We start from the raw sequence: 14,085 nt of genomic DNA, 5'->3' as shown, positions 1-14,085 counted from the left end.
CACGATACTTTTGGATCGACAGGATCCAAAAGTATCGTGATCGGGGGGAACGGAGAACCGCGATGGTGCGCAGGGGCGAGGCGAACAACAGGCTTGACGATGCTGCCCGGGCTGGCTGGCTATACTATGTCGCCGGCCGCACCCAGGACGAAATTGCCACGGTCATGGGAATCTCGCGCCAGTCGGCGCAGCGGCTGGTTTCGCTCGCCATGTCCGAGCGGCTGATCAAGGTCCGGCTCGACCATCCGATTGCCGCATGCCTGGAGGCGGCCGCCGGTCTTCGCGACAGATACGGGCTGAAACATGTAGAGGTGGTGCCGAGCGATCCCGGTTCGACTTCGACGACCGTCGGCATCGCCGAGGCAGGGGCGGCAGAGATCGAACGCTGGCTGAAGTCGCCGGAGCCGCAGGTGCTGGCAATCGGCACGGGCCGCACATTGAAGGCAGCCGTCGACCAGTTGCCGCCGATGGAATGTCCGCAGCACCGCATCGTGTCGCTCACCGGCAATATCGGCCTCGACGGCTCGGCGGCCTACTACAACGTCATCTTCAGCATGGCCGATGCGGTCAAGGCCCGGCATTTTCCGATGCCGCTGCCGGTGCTTGCCGCTTCGGCCGAGGAGCGGGAGGTGCTGCACAGCCAGAGCCTAGTGCAGGTGGCACTGAAGCTCGGGGCCGAAGCCAATGTCGCCTTCGTTGGCGTCGGCGAACTCGGGCCCGATGCGCCACTCTGCCAGGACGGGTTTCTGGCGCAGGAGGAGATGGCCGACCTCACCAGGGCCGGAGCGGCGGGCGAGATCTGCGGCTGGATGTTCGACCATGATGGCGCGCTGTTATCCGGCAGCTTCAACGAACGCGTCGCGTCGGTGCCGCTTCCCTCGCGGGACAAGGCGTCGGTGATCGGCCTTGCCAAGGGCCGGCGCAAATATGAAGCCCTGAGGGCGGCCGTGAAGGGCGGAATCATCAACGGTCTCATCACCGATGAGGCGACGGCGAGCTATCTGCTCAACGCATGATCGCAATACGAAACGATTGAAAGGGCCGGCCGACGTGCCGGCCCTTCGCGTTTGCGCAACGAAAAAATCGGCAATCAAAACAGTCTTCTAATGTTGCTGTGTGCAGCGCAGCAACGATTGCACATTGACATTTTGTCACGGGAAGTGAGTAATTGCCCATGAGCGAAGCAAATGCTCATTTCTTCTGGGAGGAAGTCGATGAACTTGAGAACTTTCCTGCTGGGCACGTGCTCGGCAGTCGCACTGTCGGGTCTGGCCCAAGCAGAAACCCTGACGATCGCGACCGTGAACAACGGCGACATGATCCGGATGCAGAAGCTGACGGAAGATTTCACGTCCAAGAATCCGGACATTCAGCTCGAGTGGGTAACGCTTGAGGAAAACGTGCTGCGCCAGCGCGTGACGACCGATATCGCCACCAAGGGCGGCCAGTACGACATCATGACGATCGGCACCTATGAAGTGCCGATCTGGGCGAAGCAGGGCTGGCTGCTGCCGCTCGACAATCTTGGCGCCGACTACGATGTCGACGACCTGCTGCCGGCGATCCGCTCGGGCCTCACTATCGACGGCAAGCTCTATGCAGCACCCTTCTACGGCGAAAGCTCGATGGTGATGTACCGCAAGGACCTGTTCGAGAAGGCGGGGCTGACGATGCCCGACGCACCGACCTGGGACTTCATTGCCGACGCGGCGCGCAAGATCACCGACAAGAACGCCGAAATCTACGGCATCTGCCTGCGCGGCAAGGCCGGCTGGGGCGAGAACATGGCCTTCCTGACGGCGACCGCGAACGCCTTTGGCGCCCGCTGGTTCGACGAGAACTGGAAGCCGCAGTTCGACCAGCCGGAGTGGAAGAACGCGCTCGACTTCTACGTCAAGCTGATGAACGACGCCGGACCGCCCGGCGCCTCCTCCAACGGCTTCAACGAGAACCTGTCGCTGTTCCAGACCGGCAAGTGCGGCATGTGGATCGATGCGACCGTGGCTGCGTCCTTTGTCACCAACCCGAAGGAATCGACGGTTGCCGACAAGGTCGGTTTTGCGCTTGCTCCCGACACCGGGCTTGGCAAGCGCGGCAACTGGCTCTGGGCCTGGAACCTCGCGATCCCCGCGGGTTCGCAGAAGGTGGCCGCGGCCGAGAAGTTCATCTCCTGGGCAACCGGCAAGGACTATCTGAAGCTCGTCGCCGACAAGGAAGGCTGGGCCAACGTACCTCCGGGCACGCGCACCTCGCTCTACGCCAACCCCGAGTACCAGAAGGCGGCGCCGTTCGCGAAGATGACGCTCGACTCGATCAACGCGGCCGACCCGAAGAACCCGGCGGTGAAGCCGGTTCCCTATGTCGGTGTGCAGTTCGTGGCGATCCCGGAATTCCAGGGTCTCGGCACGGCGGTGGGCCAGCAGTTCTCGGCAGCGCTTGCAGGCCAGATGAGCGTCGACCAGGCACTTGCCAGCGCCCAGCAGCTCACCGAGCGTGAGATGACCAAGGCCGGCTACATCAAGTGAGGCTCCCAAGGGCCCGGGGTGCTGGCCGCAAATGGCCGGCGCCCCGGTAATTCTCCTTCGGGCGGCTCTCCTGGAGGAATTTCCGCGGCGCGCGCGGCGAGCCCACGCGCGCCCGGTCCGAGCTCTCGAACAAGCGTTGAATTCCATCATTTGGGGGACGCCATGGCGACCTTGCACACACGCTCCGCCGCGCGGCTGATGATCGCGCCTTCGGTGCTTCTGCTTCTGGCCTGGATGATCGTTCCCCTGGCCATGACGATCTACTTCTCGTTCCTGCGCTACAATCTCCTGATGCCGGGAATGGAAGAGTTCGCCGGCTTCACGAACTACAAGTACTTCCTGACCGATCCCGCCTTCTTCCAGGCTATCTTCAACACGCTGGCAATCGTGCTCGGCGTGTTGTTCATCACCGTCGTCGGCGGCATCGCGCTTGCGCTCTTGCTCGACCAGCCGATGTTCGGGCAGGGGATCGTGCGCATCCTCGTGATCGCACCCTTCCTGATCATGCCGACGGTGGCGGCACTCGTCTGGAAGAACATGTTCATGAACCCGGTCAACGGGCTCTTTGCCTGGATCGCCAAGCTTTTCGGGCTGCAGCCCTTCGACTTCCTCGCCAATGCGCCGTTGATGTCGGTGATCCTGATCGTCGCCTGGCAATGGTTGCCCTTTGCGACGCTGATCCTCTTGACGGCGCTGCAGTCGCTCGACGAGGAGCAGAAGGAAGCAGCGCAGATGGACGGCGCCGGCGCCTGGAGCCGCTTCATCTACCTGGTGCTGCCGCATCTTTCACGCGCGATCACCGTCGTCATCCTGATCCAGACGATCTTTCTGCTCTCGGTCTTCGCCGAGATCCTGGTCACCACCAATGGCGGCCCGGGCACGCAGAGCACCAACCTGACCTTCCTCGTCTACGCGCAGGCCCTGCTGCAGTTCGACGTGGGCGGTGCTTCGGCCGGCGGCATCATCGCGGTCATCCTCGCCAACATCGTCGCATTCTTCCTGATGCGCATGATCGGCAAGACGCTGGAGGCTTGAGAACCATGGCACGCAACGTCTCCACCCAAAGAAAGATCGTCGTCACCGTCGTCGCCTGGACGATCGGCATCCTGATCTTCTTCCCGATCCTCTGGACGTTCCTGACGAGCTTCAAGACCGAGGCAGAAGCGATCGCTTCGCCGCCGTCGCTGTTCTTCTTCGACTGGACGACGGAGAACTATCACGAGGTGCAAAGCCGCTCGAATTACTTCCTGCACTTCATGAACTCGGTCGTCATCTCCTTCGGCTCGACGCTGATTGGTCTCATCATTGCCATTCCGTCCGCCTGGGCGATGGCGTTCTCCCCGACCAAGCGCACCAAGGACGTGCTGATGTGGATGCTCTCCACCAAGATGATGCCGTCGGTCGGCGTGCTGGTGCCGATGTACCTGATGTTCCGCAACACCGGCCTGCTCGATACGCGCACCGGCCTCGTGATTGTGCTGACGCTGATCAACCTGCCGATCATCATCTGGATGCTCTACACCTACTTCAAGGAGATCCCCGGCGAGATCCTGGAGGCCGCGCGCATGGACGGCGCCTCGCTCTCCAAGGAGATCATCTATGTGCTGACGCCGATGGCGATCCCCGGCATCGCCTCGACGCTGCTCTTGAACATCATCCTCGCCTGGAACGAAGCGTTCTGGACACTGAACCTCAGCGCCGCCAAGGCAGCGCCGCTGACGGCCTTCATCGCCTCCTATTCGAGCCCCGAAGGCCTGTTCTACGCCAAACTCTCGGCCGCCTCGACCATGGCGATCGCCCCCATCCTCATACTCGGCTGGTTCTCGCAGAAGCAGCTCGTGCGCGGCCTCACTTTCGGCGCGGTCAAATAAGGGATACGACAATGGGAAGCATCACACTCAGCAAGGTTTCGAAGGTCTTCGGCGCCCATGCCGTCATCCCCTCGATCGACCTCGACATCAACAATGGCGAGTTCGTCGTCTTCGTCGGCCCGTCCGGTTGCGGGAAGTCGACGCTGCTGCGGCTGATCGCTGGCCTCGAAGACGTCAGTGACGGTGACATCGTCATCGACGGCAAGAATGCCACCGAATTGCCGCCGGCGCAGCGGGGTCTGTCGATGGTGTTCCAGTCCTACGCGCTCTATCCGCATATGAGCGTGCGTTCCAACATCGCCTTTCCCTTGAAGATGGCGGGCGAGGACAAGGCCGTCATCGACAAGAAGGTAACGGATGCGGCCCGCGTGCTGAACCTCACCGACTATCTTGACCGCAAGCCGCGGCAGCTTTCTGGCGGCCAGCGCCAGCGCGTCGCGATTGGCCGGGCGATCGTGCGCCAGCCGAAGGCGTTCCTTTTCGACGAGCCTCTGTCGAACCTCGACGCGGCACTGCGCGTCAACATGCGGCTGGAAATCAGCCAGCTGCACCAGGATCTGAAGACGACGATGATCTACGTCACCCACGACCAGGTGGAAGCCATGACCATGGCCGACAAGATCGTGGTGCTGAACCGTGGCCGTATCGAGCAGGTGGGCTCACCGCTCGACCTTTACCACAAGCCGGACAATCTCTTCGTCGCCGGCTTCATCGGCTCGCCGCGCATGAATTTCGTCAGCGGTGCGGCGGCTTCCGCCTATCAGACTCATACGATGGGGATTCGACCGGAGCATCTGGCACTCTCCAAGGACAGCGGCGCGTGGCAGGGCACGGTCGGCGTCGCCGAACATCTCGGCTCCGATACGTTCCTGCATGTCAATGTCGATGACGGCATCGGCACGGTGACGGCGCGCGTCAGCGGTGATTTCGCCGTGACGCATGGCGATCGCGTGTTCCTGACGCCCGATCCGCAGCGCGTGCATAGGTTCGACGACAAGGGGCTGGCGGTTCGATGAAACGGCTTGAAGGAAAGAGCGCGCTGATCACAGGGTCAGCGCGGGGGATCGGTCGTGCTTTCGCGGAAGCCTATATCGGCGAGGGCGCCACGGTCGCGATCGCCGACATCAACATCGAGCGTGCGCGGCAGACGGCCTCCGAGATCGGTGCCGGCGCCTATGCGGTCGAGATGGACGTCACCAATCAGGCTTCGATCGATGCGGCAATCGCTTTGGTCGTCAAGGAAACGGGTGGCCTCGACATCCTCGTCAACAACGCCGCACTCTTCGATCTTGCGCCGATCGTCGAGATCACTCGCGACAGCTACGACCGGCTGTTTTCGATCAATGTGGCCGGCACCTTGTTCACGCTGCAGGCGGCCGCAAAGCAGATGATCGCGCAAGGGCGGGGCGGCAAGATCATCAACATGGCGAGCCAGGCCGGACGTCGTGGCGAAGCCTTGGTCGCCATCTATTGCGCCACCAAGGCGGCGGTCATCAGCCTCACCCAGTCTGCCGGGCTCAATCTCATCAAGCACGGCATCAACGTCAACGCGATCGCGCCCGGCGTCGTCGATGGCGAGCACTGGGACGGCGTCGATGCGCTGTTTGCCAAATACGAAAACCGCCCGCGCGGCGAGAAGAAGAAGCTGGTCGGTGCCGAAGTGCCCTTCGGCCGCATGGGAACGGCTGCGGACCTGACCGGGATGGCGATCTTTCTCGCTTCAGCCGAGAGCGACTACGTCGTCTCGCAGACCTACAACGTCGACGGCGGCAACTGGATGAGCTGAGCCTGCGCCAGCCGGTGAAGCCTCGAAAGGATACGGGACCATGACGACCAAACTCTCAACTGCCGCCCTCGACACGATCAAGGCCAAAGCCGGGGTGCCGAACTACGACCGATCGCAATTGGCGGCCGGCATCGTGCACTTCGGCGTCGGCAACTTCCACCGGGCGCATCAGGCCGTCTATCTCGACGATCTCTTCAACGCGGGTCATGATCGCGACTGGGCCATCATCGGCGCCGGTGTGCTTCCCTCCGACGCTACGATGCGCGCCAAGCTCGCCGCGCAGGATTTCCTGACGACCGTCGTCGAGCAGGACAACAACCGCACCGGCGCCCATGTCACCGGCGCGATGATCGACTATCTGGAACCCGGCGATGTCGCGGCGATCGTTGCGCGGCTTACCGATCCGGCAATCCGGATCGTCTCGTTAACGATCACCGAGGGCGGCTATTTCATCGATCCGGCTTCAGGTGTGTTCAACCCGACCCACCCTGATATTGTTGCCGATGCGCAGAACCCGGCGACCCCGAAGACGGTGTTCGGACTGATCGTCGCCGGCCTGAAGGCGCGTCGCGACAAGAACGTGCCGCCCTTCACCGTGATGTCCTGCGACAACATACCGGGCAATGGCGAAGTCACTCACGCGGCGGTCGCGGGGCTCGCCCGTCTGTTCGACCCGGCCTTCGCCGACTGGATCGAGGCCAATGTCGCCTTCCCGAACGGCATGGTGGACCGGATCACCCCGGCGACTGGTGCGCGCGAGATCGGCATTGTCGCCGACGAATATGGCATCGAGGACGCATGGCCGGTATTCTGCGAGGAGTTCAAGCAGTGGGTGCTTGAGGATCATTTCCCGCTTGGCCGCCCGGCGCTGGAGAAGGTCGGGGTCCAGTTCGTGTCTGACGTCGCACCCTACGAGCACATGAAAATCCGCATTCTCAACGGCGGGCATGCGGCGATCGCCTATCCCGCCGCCTTGCTCGACATCCATTTCGTCCATGAGGCGATGGAGGAGCCGCTGATCCGGGCCTTCCTTGCCAAGCTGGAACATGATGAGATCATTCCGGTCATTCCGCCGGTGCCGAACACCGATCTTGGCGACTACTACGAGCTGATCGAGACGCGCTTTTCCAATCCGAAGATCGGCGACACGATCCCGCGGCTGGCGCAGGACGGCTCCAACCGGCAGCCAAAATTCATCCTGCCTTCGACCGCCGACCGGCTGGCGCGCGGAGAGGATGTCGTGGGTCTCTCGCTGGTGTCGGCGCTGTGGTGCCGCTATTTCGCGGGTACGTCGGACAGCGGCAAGGCGATCATCTTCAACGACCAGAGCGCCGACCGGCTGAACGAGGCCGCACTTGCCGCCAAGGACGATCCGATGGCCTTTCTGGCGCTCGGCGATATCTTCGGCGACGTCGCGCGCTCCGACCACTTCCGCCACCGTTTCAGCCATGCATTGAAAACCCTCTGGGAAAAGGGTACGCGCGCTACGCTCCAGCTTTATCTGGACGACAAGCTCACCGCATAATTTCCCTGGGTCGAAAGCGGCTCCGGGCCAGAAATTATGCGCCAATTCAAAGTGTTGCAGCGATCTTGGTGCGCCCTTGAAAGACGCGCGGCGCTGTAAGGGGTAGGGTGCGATGGCGGACGCTCAGTCCAGGCTGGTGATTTTCGATTGCGACGGTGTGCTTGTCGACAGCGAACCGATCTCGCTGGAGGTGCTCGTGGACGTGCTCTCGGCCGCCGGCGTTTCGATGACCACCGAGGAAGCGACGGAACGCTTTCTCGGGCGCAGCCTGAAGAGCATGTCGGCGATCCTGCACGAGGAATACGGTCTTGCCACCGACGACGCGTTTCTCGAAGGCATGCGCCTTCGCCTTTACGATCGTTTCCGCACCGAACTGCAGCCTGTTGCGGGAATTCGCCAGGCGGTCGAGGGGCTCTCGGGCGCGTGCTGCGTCGCCTCGTCCAGTCAGCCGGAACGCATCCGCCTGTCGCTCACCGTCACCGGCCTCATCGACCTCTTCGAGCCGAACATCTTCTCCGCTACCATGGTGAAACACGGCAAGCCGGCGCCCGATCTCTTCCTGCATGCGAGCCGACAAATGGGCTTCGCGCCTCAGGATTGCGTCGTCGTCGAGGATAGCCCGGCCGGTATCGAAGCGGCGAAGGCGGCGGGCATGCGGGTCTTCGCCTTTGCCGGCGGTAGCCACGCACGAACTGACAAGCATCGGCAAAGTCTCTCCGAGCTCAGCCCCGACGTGCTGTTTGACGATATGGGTGAATTGTTACAGTTTGTCGGCAGATAGCAGGGATGCAACGAGAGCGGGACGAGGATGGTGTGAGCGATTTTGCGTTCGCATCCCCGCTCTGAGTTATGACAATCGATCGCGGTTTTGACTTCGGGCCGAGCGACCCGAAACGACCGTGACCCAGGGGGCGAGACTTTCATTGATGCGTGAATTCGTCGTTGCGGTCGATGTCGGTACCGGCAGTGCGCGCGCCGGTATCTTTGACCGGAAGGGCACGCTGCTAGCGCGTGCCGACCTGCCGATCGCCATGAACCGGCCGGAAGAAAACCATGCCGAGCACGATTCCGAGGATATCTGGCGCGCCGTCTGCGGCGCGGTCAAGGCGGCGAAAGACAAAGCCGGGATCGCCGCGGAAAGCGTTGCTGCGATCGGGTTCGACGCAACTTGCTCGCTGGTGGTGCGCGACCGCCAGGGCAAGCCGCTTTCGGTCAACCGCAAGGGCGAGGCGCGCTGCGACACAATCGTCTGGCTCGACCATCGCGCGCTCGCCGAGGCGGATTTCTGCACGGCGACCGGCCATCCGGTGCTCGACTTTTCCGGGCGCGTCATGTCGCCGGAAATGGAAATGCCGAAGCTGATGTGGCTGAAGCGCAATCTGCCGCAACAGTGGCAGAAGGCCGGCTTCTTCTTCGATCTTGCCGACTATCTTTCCTGGAGGGCGACGGGCAGCGCTGCACGTTCGCGCTGCACGCTGACGGCGAAGTGGAACTATCTGGCGCATGAGAAACGCGGCTGGCAGTCCGACTATCTCGAAAAGATCGGACTCGAGGACCTTTTGGAGCGCGGCGGATTACCGGAGGAGAGCTTGCCGATCGGAAGTTCGGTCGGGCATCTGAATGCAACGGCAGCGGCCGAACTCGCTCTGGACGAGGGCTGCCAGGTGGCGCCGGGGATGATCGATGCCTATGCCGGGGCGCTTGGCGTCGTCGGCGGCTTCATCGGAAAGCCGGAGAAGCTCGAAAAGCAACTGGCGCTGATCGCCGGCACGTCGAGCTGCATCGTTGCCTTTTCCAAGGACATGAAGCCGGGCTTCGGCATGTGGGGCCCCTATTTTGAAGCGGTTCTTCCCGGGGCCTGGCTGATCGAGGGCGGCCAGTCGGCGACCGGCGCGCTGCTCGACCATATCGTGCGGCTGCATGGCGGCGGCCTGGAGCCGACGGCGGCGACCCATGGCCGGATCATATCCCGCGTGCAGGAACTGCGTGCCGAGCTGGGGGTGGCCTTTGCCGATCGGCTGCACGTGCTGCCCGATTTCCATGGAAACCGCTCGCCACTCGCCGACCCACATGGTCTGGGTGTCATCAGCGGTCTGCCGCTCGATTCCTCCTTCGACGCGCTTTGCCGCCTTTATTGGCGCACCTGTGTCGCGATCGCGCTCGGCATTCGCCACATCCTGGAGATGATGCGGGAGGTCGGCTACCAGCTCGACACGCTGCACGTCACCGGCGGTCATGTCCGCAATGCGCTGCTGATGGAGCTTTACTGCGATGTTACCGGTTGCCGGGTCGTGGCGCCTGAGGCGCCGGATGCGGTGCTGCTCGGTACGGCAATGGCGGCGGCGGTTGCCGGCGGCATTCATGAGGACCTGGCAGCTGCGGGCATGGCAATGGCGTCGGACGGACATGAACGCCTGCCGAAGGCTAGCGCTCGTGACGCTTACGATCGCGATTACCGCCGTTTCCTGGCACTCTACCGCCACCGTGACGAACTCGACGGGATGCAGTGAACCGGCCAACGGAAACGGTCGGGCCTGGTGCATGGAACTTTTTGCCCCGTCGTGCATTTTGCTTGCGACCGGACGGTGGCGCGCATAGCCCCCAATGCCGCGCCGGAGGCAGACCCGCCGGCCTACAACTCACACTCCCCGAGTGAGTTGCACATACCAGCCAGTGCCTTCCCTCGGCACTGGCTGTCGTGTTTCTGGGGTAGGCGAAGAGATGCTGCGAAACTGTGAAATTGCGGGATGGGCCGGTCGACATGGCATGTCGTCGGTGAGCGTGCCCTGGCGCGAATGTCAGGGGGCGCGAACATGATTTGGGGGAGGGCCAATCGATTTGCCGCTTAGACGAAACGGCAAAATGAACGACGGCGCCGTACGCCATTTAAGACGCACGACGCCGCAGCATTTTGAATTACCTGCATGTTTGCCTTCGACCGGCTGCGATCAAAGGAAACATGCAGGTTGCACTCAGGCCGCCGCCTTGGTGGATTCGTTGAAGAACAATGCCTGGCTGATCAGCGCCTTGACCATATCCGGGTTGAACGGCTTGGTGACCAGGAAGGTCGGTTCCGGCCGTTCACCAGTCAGGAGCCGTTCGGGGAAGGCGGTTATGAAGATCACCGGAATGGCGCTGGCCTTCAGGATGTCGTTGACGGCGTCGATGCCCGAGCTGCCGTCGGCGAGCTGGATGTCGGCAAGCACCATGCTTGGCCGGGTCCTCTTGTAGAGGGCGATGGCTTCGTCGCGCGTCCGGGCGATGCCGGTGACCCGGTGGCCGAGGCTCTCGACCATCTGTTCGATGTCGATGGCGATCAGCGGCTCGTCCTCGATGATCATGATATCGGTCGCGACCTGACGCGAGATTTCCTGCGAGGCGCGGTCGAGCAGTCCGCCGACCTTTTCAGTGGACACGTCGAGAACTTCGGCGGCCTCCTCGGGGCGGAAGCCTTCGACCGAGACCAGCAGGAAGGCCTGACGGGCAAGAGGCGAGACGGTTGCGAGATTGATCGACGCGCGCTGTTCCCAGGCAAAGGGCGAGACCGGTTCCGGCACAAGCACGGACGAGGAACCGAAGAGTGACGTGAACAGCCGGAACAGGCCAACGCGATCATTGCTTGCTTCCGGGAAAATCGACGTGTCGGCGATCAGCGCTTCGAGAACGGCCGCAACATAGGCGTCGCCTGATGTCTGCGAGCCGGTCAGCGCTCGCGAGTAACGGCGCAGATACGGCAGAAGCGGTGCGATCCGCGTGGACAATGTCATAGGGGAACTCCCTCGAAAATCGTTTTACGGTGACGTTCCGAGAACGCTCCTCGTAAAAAAAGGTTCCGTGAGGGAACATTTCAATTTTCTGCTGCGTTATGGCGGCTATGGACACTCGAAGGCGACAGTTTGACAATGAAATATAAAACAGGGGCAGGGCGGACCACCGGCACGACCTTATGGACAGAAGACCCGAATGCGCAGATCGCATCAAAGCTGAAGGCGCTCTATCAGTCCGTTCAGGAAGAGGCGATACCCGCGCGTTTTCTCGATCTTCTGGAAAAACTCGACGCAGCCGAGCAGCAATCGGTACTGCAGGGCAGGGAGTGAGTGCCAGAATGTCGTCCGAAAAGAATGATTTCAAGCGAGAGATGCTTGCCGCGTTACCGAGCCTGCGTGCTTTCGCCATGTCGTTGATCGGTCGCCACGACCGCGCCGACGACCTGGTGCAGGACACGATCATGAAGGCCTGGGCAAAGCAGGACCATTTCGAGATGGGCACCAATATGAAGGCCTGGCTCTTTACGATCCTGCGCAACGAGCTCTACAGCCAGATGCGCAAACGCGGGCGCGAGGTGCAGGATACGGACGGGCACTTCACGGAGTCGCTCGCCCATCATCCCGAGCAATACGGCTCGCTCGACCTGCAGGACTTCCGGCGGGCGCTCGATATGCTGCCGCCGGATCAACGCGAAGCGATCATCCTGGTCGGAGCGTCCGGCTTTTCCTACGAGGAGGCAGCGACGATCTGCGGCTGTGCCCTCGGCACGATCAAGAGCCGAGTCAACCGCGCGCGCCAGCGGCTGCAGGATATCCTGCAGGTGAAAGGTGAAAACGACTACGGACCGGATGAAACCTCGGCTCCGATCACCTCGCGCGCCTTCGTCTCCTGAGGGTAGAATTTCGGGCAGGACACCGTTGCAAAACCGGCGGTGTCCTGCTTTCACTGACGGCTTGAGCCCAAAGGGACAGGCCGTGACGGCTGGCATCGACTGGCGAATGCGCAGTGATGACGATTTTGGGGCGAGACGTTTCCAAGATCGAGCGGGAAGCGGGTAGGCTCTGAGGGCTCCTGATCCCGTTCAGATTGAGAATTGAGACCGTATGCGCGTGAGGACAGAGAAAACGGATCCGCCCGTGACGAGGCTGCTCGACGCGCCCGAGCGTCTTGGCGTTCTGCATGCAACCGTGCCCGATATGGCCGTTCCGGACCGGGACTTCGACGGGATCGTCGAAATCGCCGCAGGACTTTTCGACGCTCCGATTGCGCTGGTGACGCTAATCGACCGTGAATGGCAATGGTTCAAGGCCGCCGTCGGCACCGACGAGACCCGTGCCCCATCCGAAGACGCATTCTGCGCGCATGTGTCGACCGCGGCCGACGCCTGCCTCGTCGTGCCCGATGCTTCGATCGATCCGCGCTTCGCGCGTCACCGGCAGGTCAAGGGGTCGCCATTCTTGCGCTTCTATGCCGGTGTGCCGATCGTGCTCGACGGGCAGGCGGTGGGTACGGTCTGCGTGTTCGACGACAAGCCGCGCTCCGCGGTGTCGCCACCGCTCGTTGATCAGTTGTGCCGGCTGGCCGCGCTCGCCGCGTCCCTGTTCAAGGTCAAGGACGAGGCACGTCGGCGCGCGCTGAAGGAAGCGGCATTGTCACGCGAGGAGCAGCGGCATGCAATGGCGCTCGAGGCGGCCAATATCGGCAGCTGGCTGTGGGATATCCGTTCCGGCGCGATCGCCGGCAATAGCGCGCTGAAACGCATGTTCGGGCTCTCGGCCGAAAGTTCCGTCGGTGCGCGGGAGATCTTCGGTGCGATCCATGTCGACGATCGGGGCGCGACGTTTTCCAAGCTTCGCCAGGCGATGAAGGCCGACGACGAATATGACGGGATGTTCCGTATCGGCGATACCGGTCGCTGGCTGCTCGGCCGCGGCCGCGTGCACGACCGGGACAGCAAGGGCAATCCGCTCACCTTCATCGGCGTGACGATCGATGTCACCGACCAGCAGGCTTCGGTGCAGCGCACGCGGCTGCTGCTCAAAGAACTCAATCACCGGGTCAAGAACACGCTGGCCATGCTGCAATCGCTTGCGCGCCAGACGCTTCGCCAGACAAGCGACCCAGCAGAATTCATGACCGCTTTTGCAGGTCGCCTGCAGGCGATCTCCGAGGCGCATGGTCTGCTCTCCGATCATGAATGGGGCACCATCCGGCTTGCCGACCTGATCGCCAAGCAATTGCTGCCGCATGTGAGCGCCTATGCGGATCAGATCGAGCTGCACAAGGATGACGTGTCGCTTGGTCCAGACCAGGCCGTGGGTCTCGGATTGGTTCTGCACGAGCTTGCAACCAACGCGGTGAAGTACGGATCGCTGTCCGTGCCGAAGGGAAAAGTGGTGTTGACCGCGCGCAACGTCGTCGAAGACGGTGACACGATCCTGCATCTCACCTGGACCGAGGTCGGCGGGCCGCCGGTGCGCGAACCGAAGCGGCGCGGCTTCGGCACCATTCTCATCGAGCGCAGCCTCGACAAGGTGCTGGGTAGCTCGGTGAAGGTCGAGTATCTGCCTGCCGGGGTCACGGCGCTGATCCGCCTGCCGCTTTAGAAAA

The 14,085-nt window shown here is 62.4% G+C and carries 13 protein-coding genes; 12 read left to right on the top strand and 1 reads right to left on the bottom strand.

What is annotated here, in order from left to right; all coding sequences use genetic code 11:
* Positions 1-62 precede the first annotated feature (62 nt).
* From LAC81_RS13860 to LAC81_RS13820, 9 genes are all read left to right on the top strand, one after another.
* A complete protein-coding gene (locus LAC81_RS13860) occupies positions 63-1,016 on the top strand; it encodes a sugar-binding transcriptional regulator (RefSeq protein WP_223725264.1) in 954 nt (317 codons plus the stop codon).
* A 198-nt stretch (positions 1,017-1,214) separates the two neighbouring features.
* Entirely contained in the window at positions 1,215-2,525 is a 1,311-nt protein-coding gene (locus LAC81_RS13855; RefSeq protein WP_113535633.1) for an ABC transporter substrate-binding protein, read from the top strand.
* A 162-nt stretch (positions 2,526-2,687) separates the two neighbouring features.
* Positions 2,688-3,560, top strand: a complete 873-nt coding sequence (locus LAC81_RS13850; RefSeq protein WP_104668038.1) for a carbohydrate ABC transporter permease — start codon at positions 2,688-2,690, stop codon at positions 3,558-3,560.
* Positions 3,561-3,565: 5 nt separating this feature from the next.
* Positions 3,566-4,396 carry a carbohydrate ABC transporter permease gene (locus tag LAC81_RS13845; protein ID WP_223725263.1) on the top strand — a complete coding sequence of 277 codons (831 nt, stop codon included), beginning with the start codon at positions 3,566-3,568 and terminating at the stop codon, positions 4,394-4,396.
* A gap of 11 nt (positions 4,397-4,407) precedes the next feature.
* Positions 4,408-5,412, top strand: a complete 1,005-nt coding sequence (locus tag LAC81_RS13840; protein WP_223725262.1) for an ABC transporter ATP-binding protein — start codon at positions 4,408-4,410, stop codon at positions 5,410-5,412.
* Entirely contained in the window at positions 5,409-6,182 is a 774-nt protein-coding gene (locus LAC81_RS13835) for an L-iditol 2-dehydrogenase (RefSeq protein ID WP_223725261.1), read from the top strand. The genes LAC81_RS13840 and LAC81_RS13835 overlap by 4 nt, the downstream gene beginning before the upstream one ends.
* Positions 6,183-6,222: 40 nt before the next feature.
* Positions 6,223-7,707, top strand: coding sequence for a mannitol dehydrogenase family protein (locus tag LAC81_RS13830; RefSeq protein ID WP_223725260.1), 1,485 nt, complete (start codon positions 6,223-6,225; stop codon positions 7,705-7,707).
* Between the two features lie 112 nt (positions 7,708-7,819).
* Positions 7,820-8,488 carry an HAD family hydrolase gene (locus LAC81_RS13825; RefSeq protein ID WP_223725259.1) on the top strand — a complete coding sequence of 223 codons (669 nt, stop codon included), beginning with the start codon at positions 7,820-7,822 and terminating at the stop codon, positions 8,486-8,488.
* A gap of 145 nt (positions 8,489-8,633) precedes the next feature.
* Positions 8,634-10,217: an FGGY-family carbohydrate kinase gene (locus LAC81_RS13820; RefSeq protein ID WP_223725258.1), complete on the top strand. Its 1,584-nt coding sequence runs from the start codon at positions 8,634-8,636 to the stop codon at positions 10,215-10,217.
* A 462-nt stretch (positions 10,218-10,679) separates the two neighbouring features.
* Here LAC81_RS13820 and LAC81_RS13815 read toward each other — a convergent pair whose 3' ends face one another.
* Positions 10,680-11,474 (bottom strand): response regulator, encoded by a 795-nt coding sequence (locus tag LAC81_RS13815; protein WP_223725257.1) that lies wholly within the window; start codon positions 11,472-11,474, stop codon positions 10,680-10,682.
* A gap of 135 nt (positions 11,475-11,609) precedes the next feature.
* Here LAC81_RS13815 and LAC81_RS13810 point away from each other — a divergent pair, with 135 nt between their 5' ends.
* The 3 genes from LAC81_RS13810 (at position 11,610) to LAC81_RS13800 (ending at position 14,081) form a co-directional block, all read left to right on the top strand.
* Positions 11,610-11,804 (top strand): NepR family anti-sigma factor, encoded by a 195-nt coding sequence (locus tag LAC81_RS13810; protein ID WP_113535625.1) that lies wholly within the window; start codon positions 11,610-11,612, stop codon positions 11,802-11,804.
* Positions 11,805-11,812: 8 nt separating this feature from the next.
* Positions 11,813-12,367, top strand: a complete 555-nt coding sequence (locus LAC81_RS13805; protein ID WP_113535624.1) for an RNA polymerase sigma factor — start codon at positions 11,813-11,815, stop codon at positions 12,365-12,367.
* A gap of 211 nt (positions 12,368-12,578) precedes the next feature.
* The gene (locus LAC81_RS13800; RefSeq protein WP_223725256.1) at positions 12,579-14,081 is read left to right on the top strand and encodes a sensor histidine kinase; all 1,503 of its coding nucleotides are present in this window, start codon (positions 12,579-12,581) and stop codon (positions 14,079-14,081) included.
* Positions 14,082-14,085: the final 4 nt, after the last annotated feature.

It is taken from the genome of Ensifer adhaerens (assembly GCF_020035535.1).
Taxonomy (GTDB): domain Bacteria; phylum Pseudomonadota; class Alphaproteobacteria; order Rhizobiales; family Rhizobiaceae; genus Ensifer.
Note: the sequence above shows the minus strand (reverse complement) of the source record. Positions and strands in the feature narration are given on the sequence as shown.

What these genes read in the sequence shown, in the direction of transcription:
- LAC81_RS13860 (WP_223725264.1), top strand. Translation starts at nt 63, where the DNA reads ATGGTGCGCAGGGGCGAGGCGAACAACAGGCTTGACGATGCTGCCCGG.
- LAC81_RS13855 (WP_113535633.1), top strand. Translation starts at nt 1,215, where the DNA reads ATGAACTTGAGAACTTTCCTGCTGGGCACGTGCTCGGCAGTCGCACTG.
- LAC81_RS13850 (WP_104668038.1), top strand. Translation starts at nt 2,688, where the DNA reads ATGGCGACCTTGCACACACGCTCCGCCGCGCGGCTGATGATCGCGCCT.
- LAC81_RS13845 (WP_223725263.1), top strand. Translation starts at nt 3,566, where the DNA reads ATGGCACGCAACGTCTCCACCCAAAGAAAGATCGTCGTCACCGTCGTC.
- LAC81_RS13840 (WP_223725262.1), top strand. Translation starts at nt 4,408, where the DNA reads ATGGGAAGCATCACACTCAGCAAGGTTTCGAAGGTCTTCGGCGCCCAT.
- LAC81_RS13835 (WP_223725261.1), top strand. Translation starts at nt 5,409, where the DNA reads ATGAAACGGCTTGAAGGAAAGAGCGCGCTGATCACAGGGTCAGCGCGG.
- LAC81_RS13830 (WP_223725260.1), top strand. Translation starts at nt 6,223, where the DNA reads ATGACGACCAAACTCTCAACTGCCGCCCTCGACACGATCAAGGCCAAA.
- LAC81_RS13825 (WP_223725259.1), top strand. Translation starts at nt 7,820, where the DNA reads ATGGCGGACGCTCAGTCCAGGCTGGTGATTTTCGATTGCGACGGTGTG.
- LAC81_RS13820 (WP_223725258.1), top strand. Translation starts at nt 8,634, where the DNA reads ATGCGTGAATTCGTCGTTGCGGTCGATGTCGGTACCGGCAGTGCGCGC.
- LAC81_RS13815 (WP_223725257.1), bottom strand. Translation starts at nt 11,474, where the DNA reads ATGACATTGTCCACGCGGATCGCACCGCTTCTGCCGTATCTGCGCCGT.
- LAC81_RS13810 (WP_113535625.1), top strand. Translation starts at nt 11,610, where the DNA reads ATGAAATATAAAACAGGGGCAGGGCGGACCACCGGCACGACCTTATGG.
- LAC81_RS13805 (WP_113535624.1), top strand. Translation starts at nt 11,813, where the DNA reads ATGTCGTCCGAAAAGAATGATTTCAAGCGAGAGATGCTTGCCGCGTTA.
- LAC81_RS13800 (WP_223725256.1), top strand. Translation starts at nt 12,579, where the DNA reads ATGCGCGTGAGGACAGAGAAAACGGATCCGCCCGTGACGAGGCTGCTC.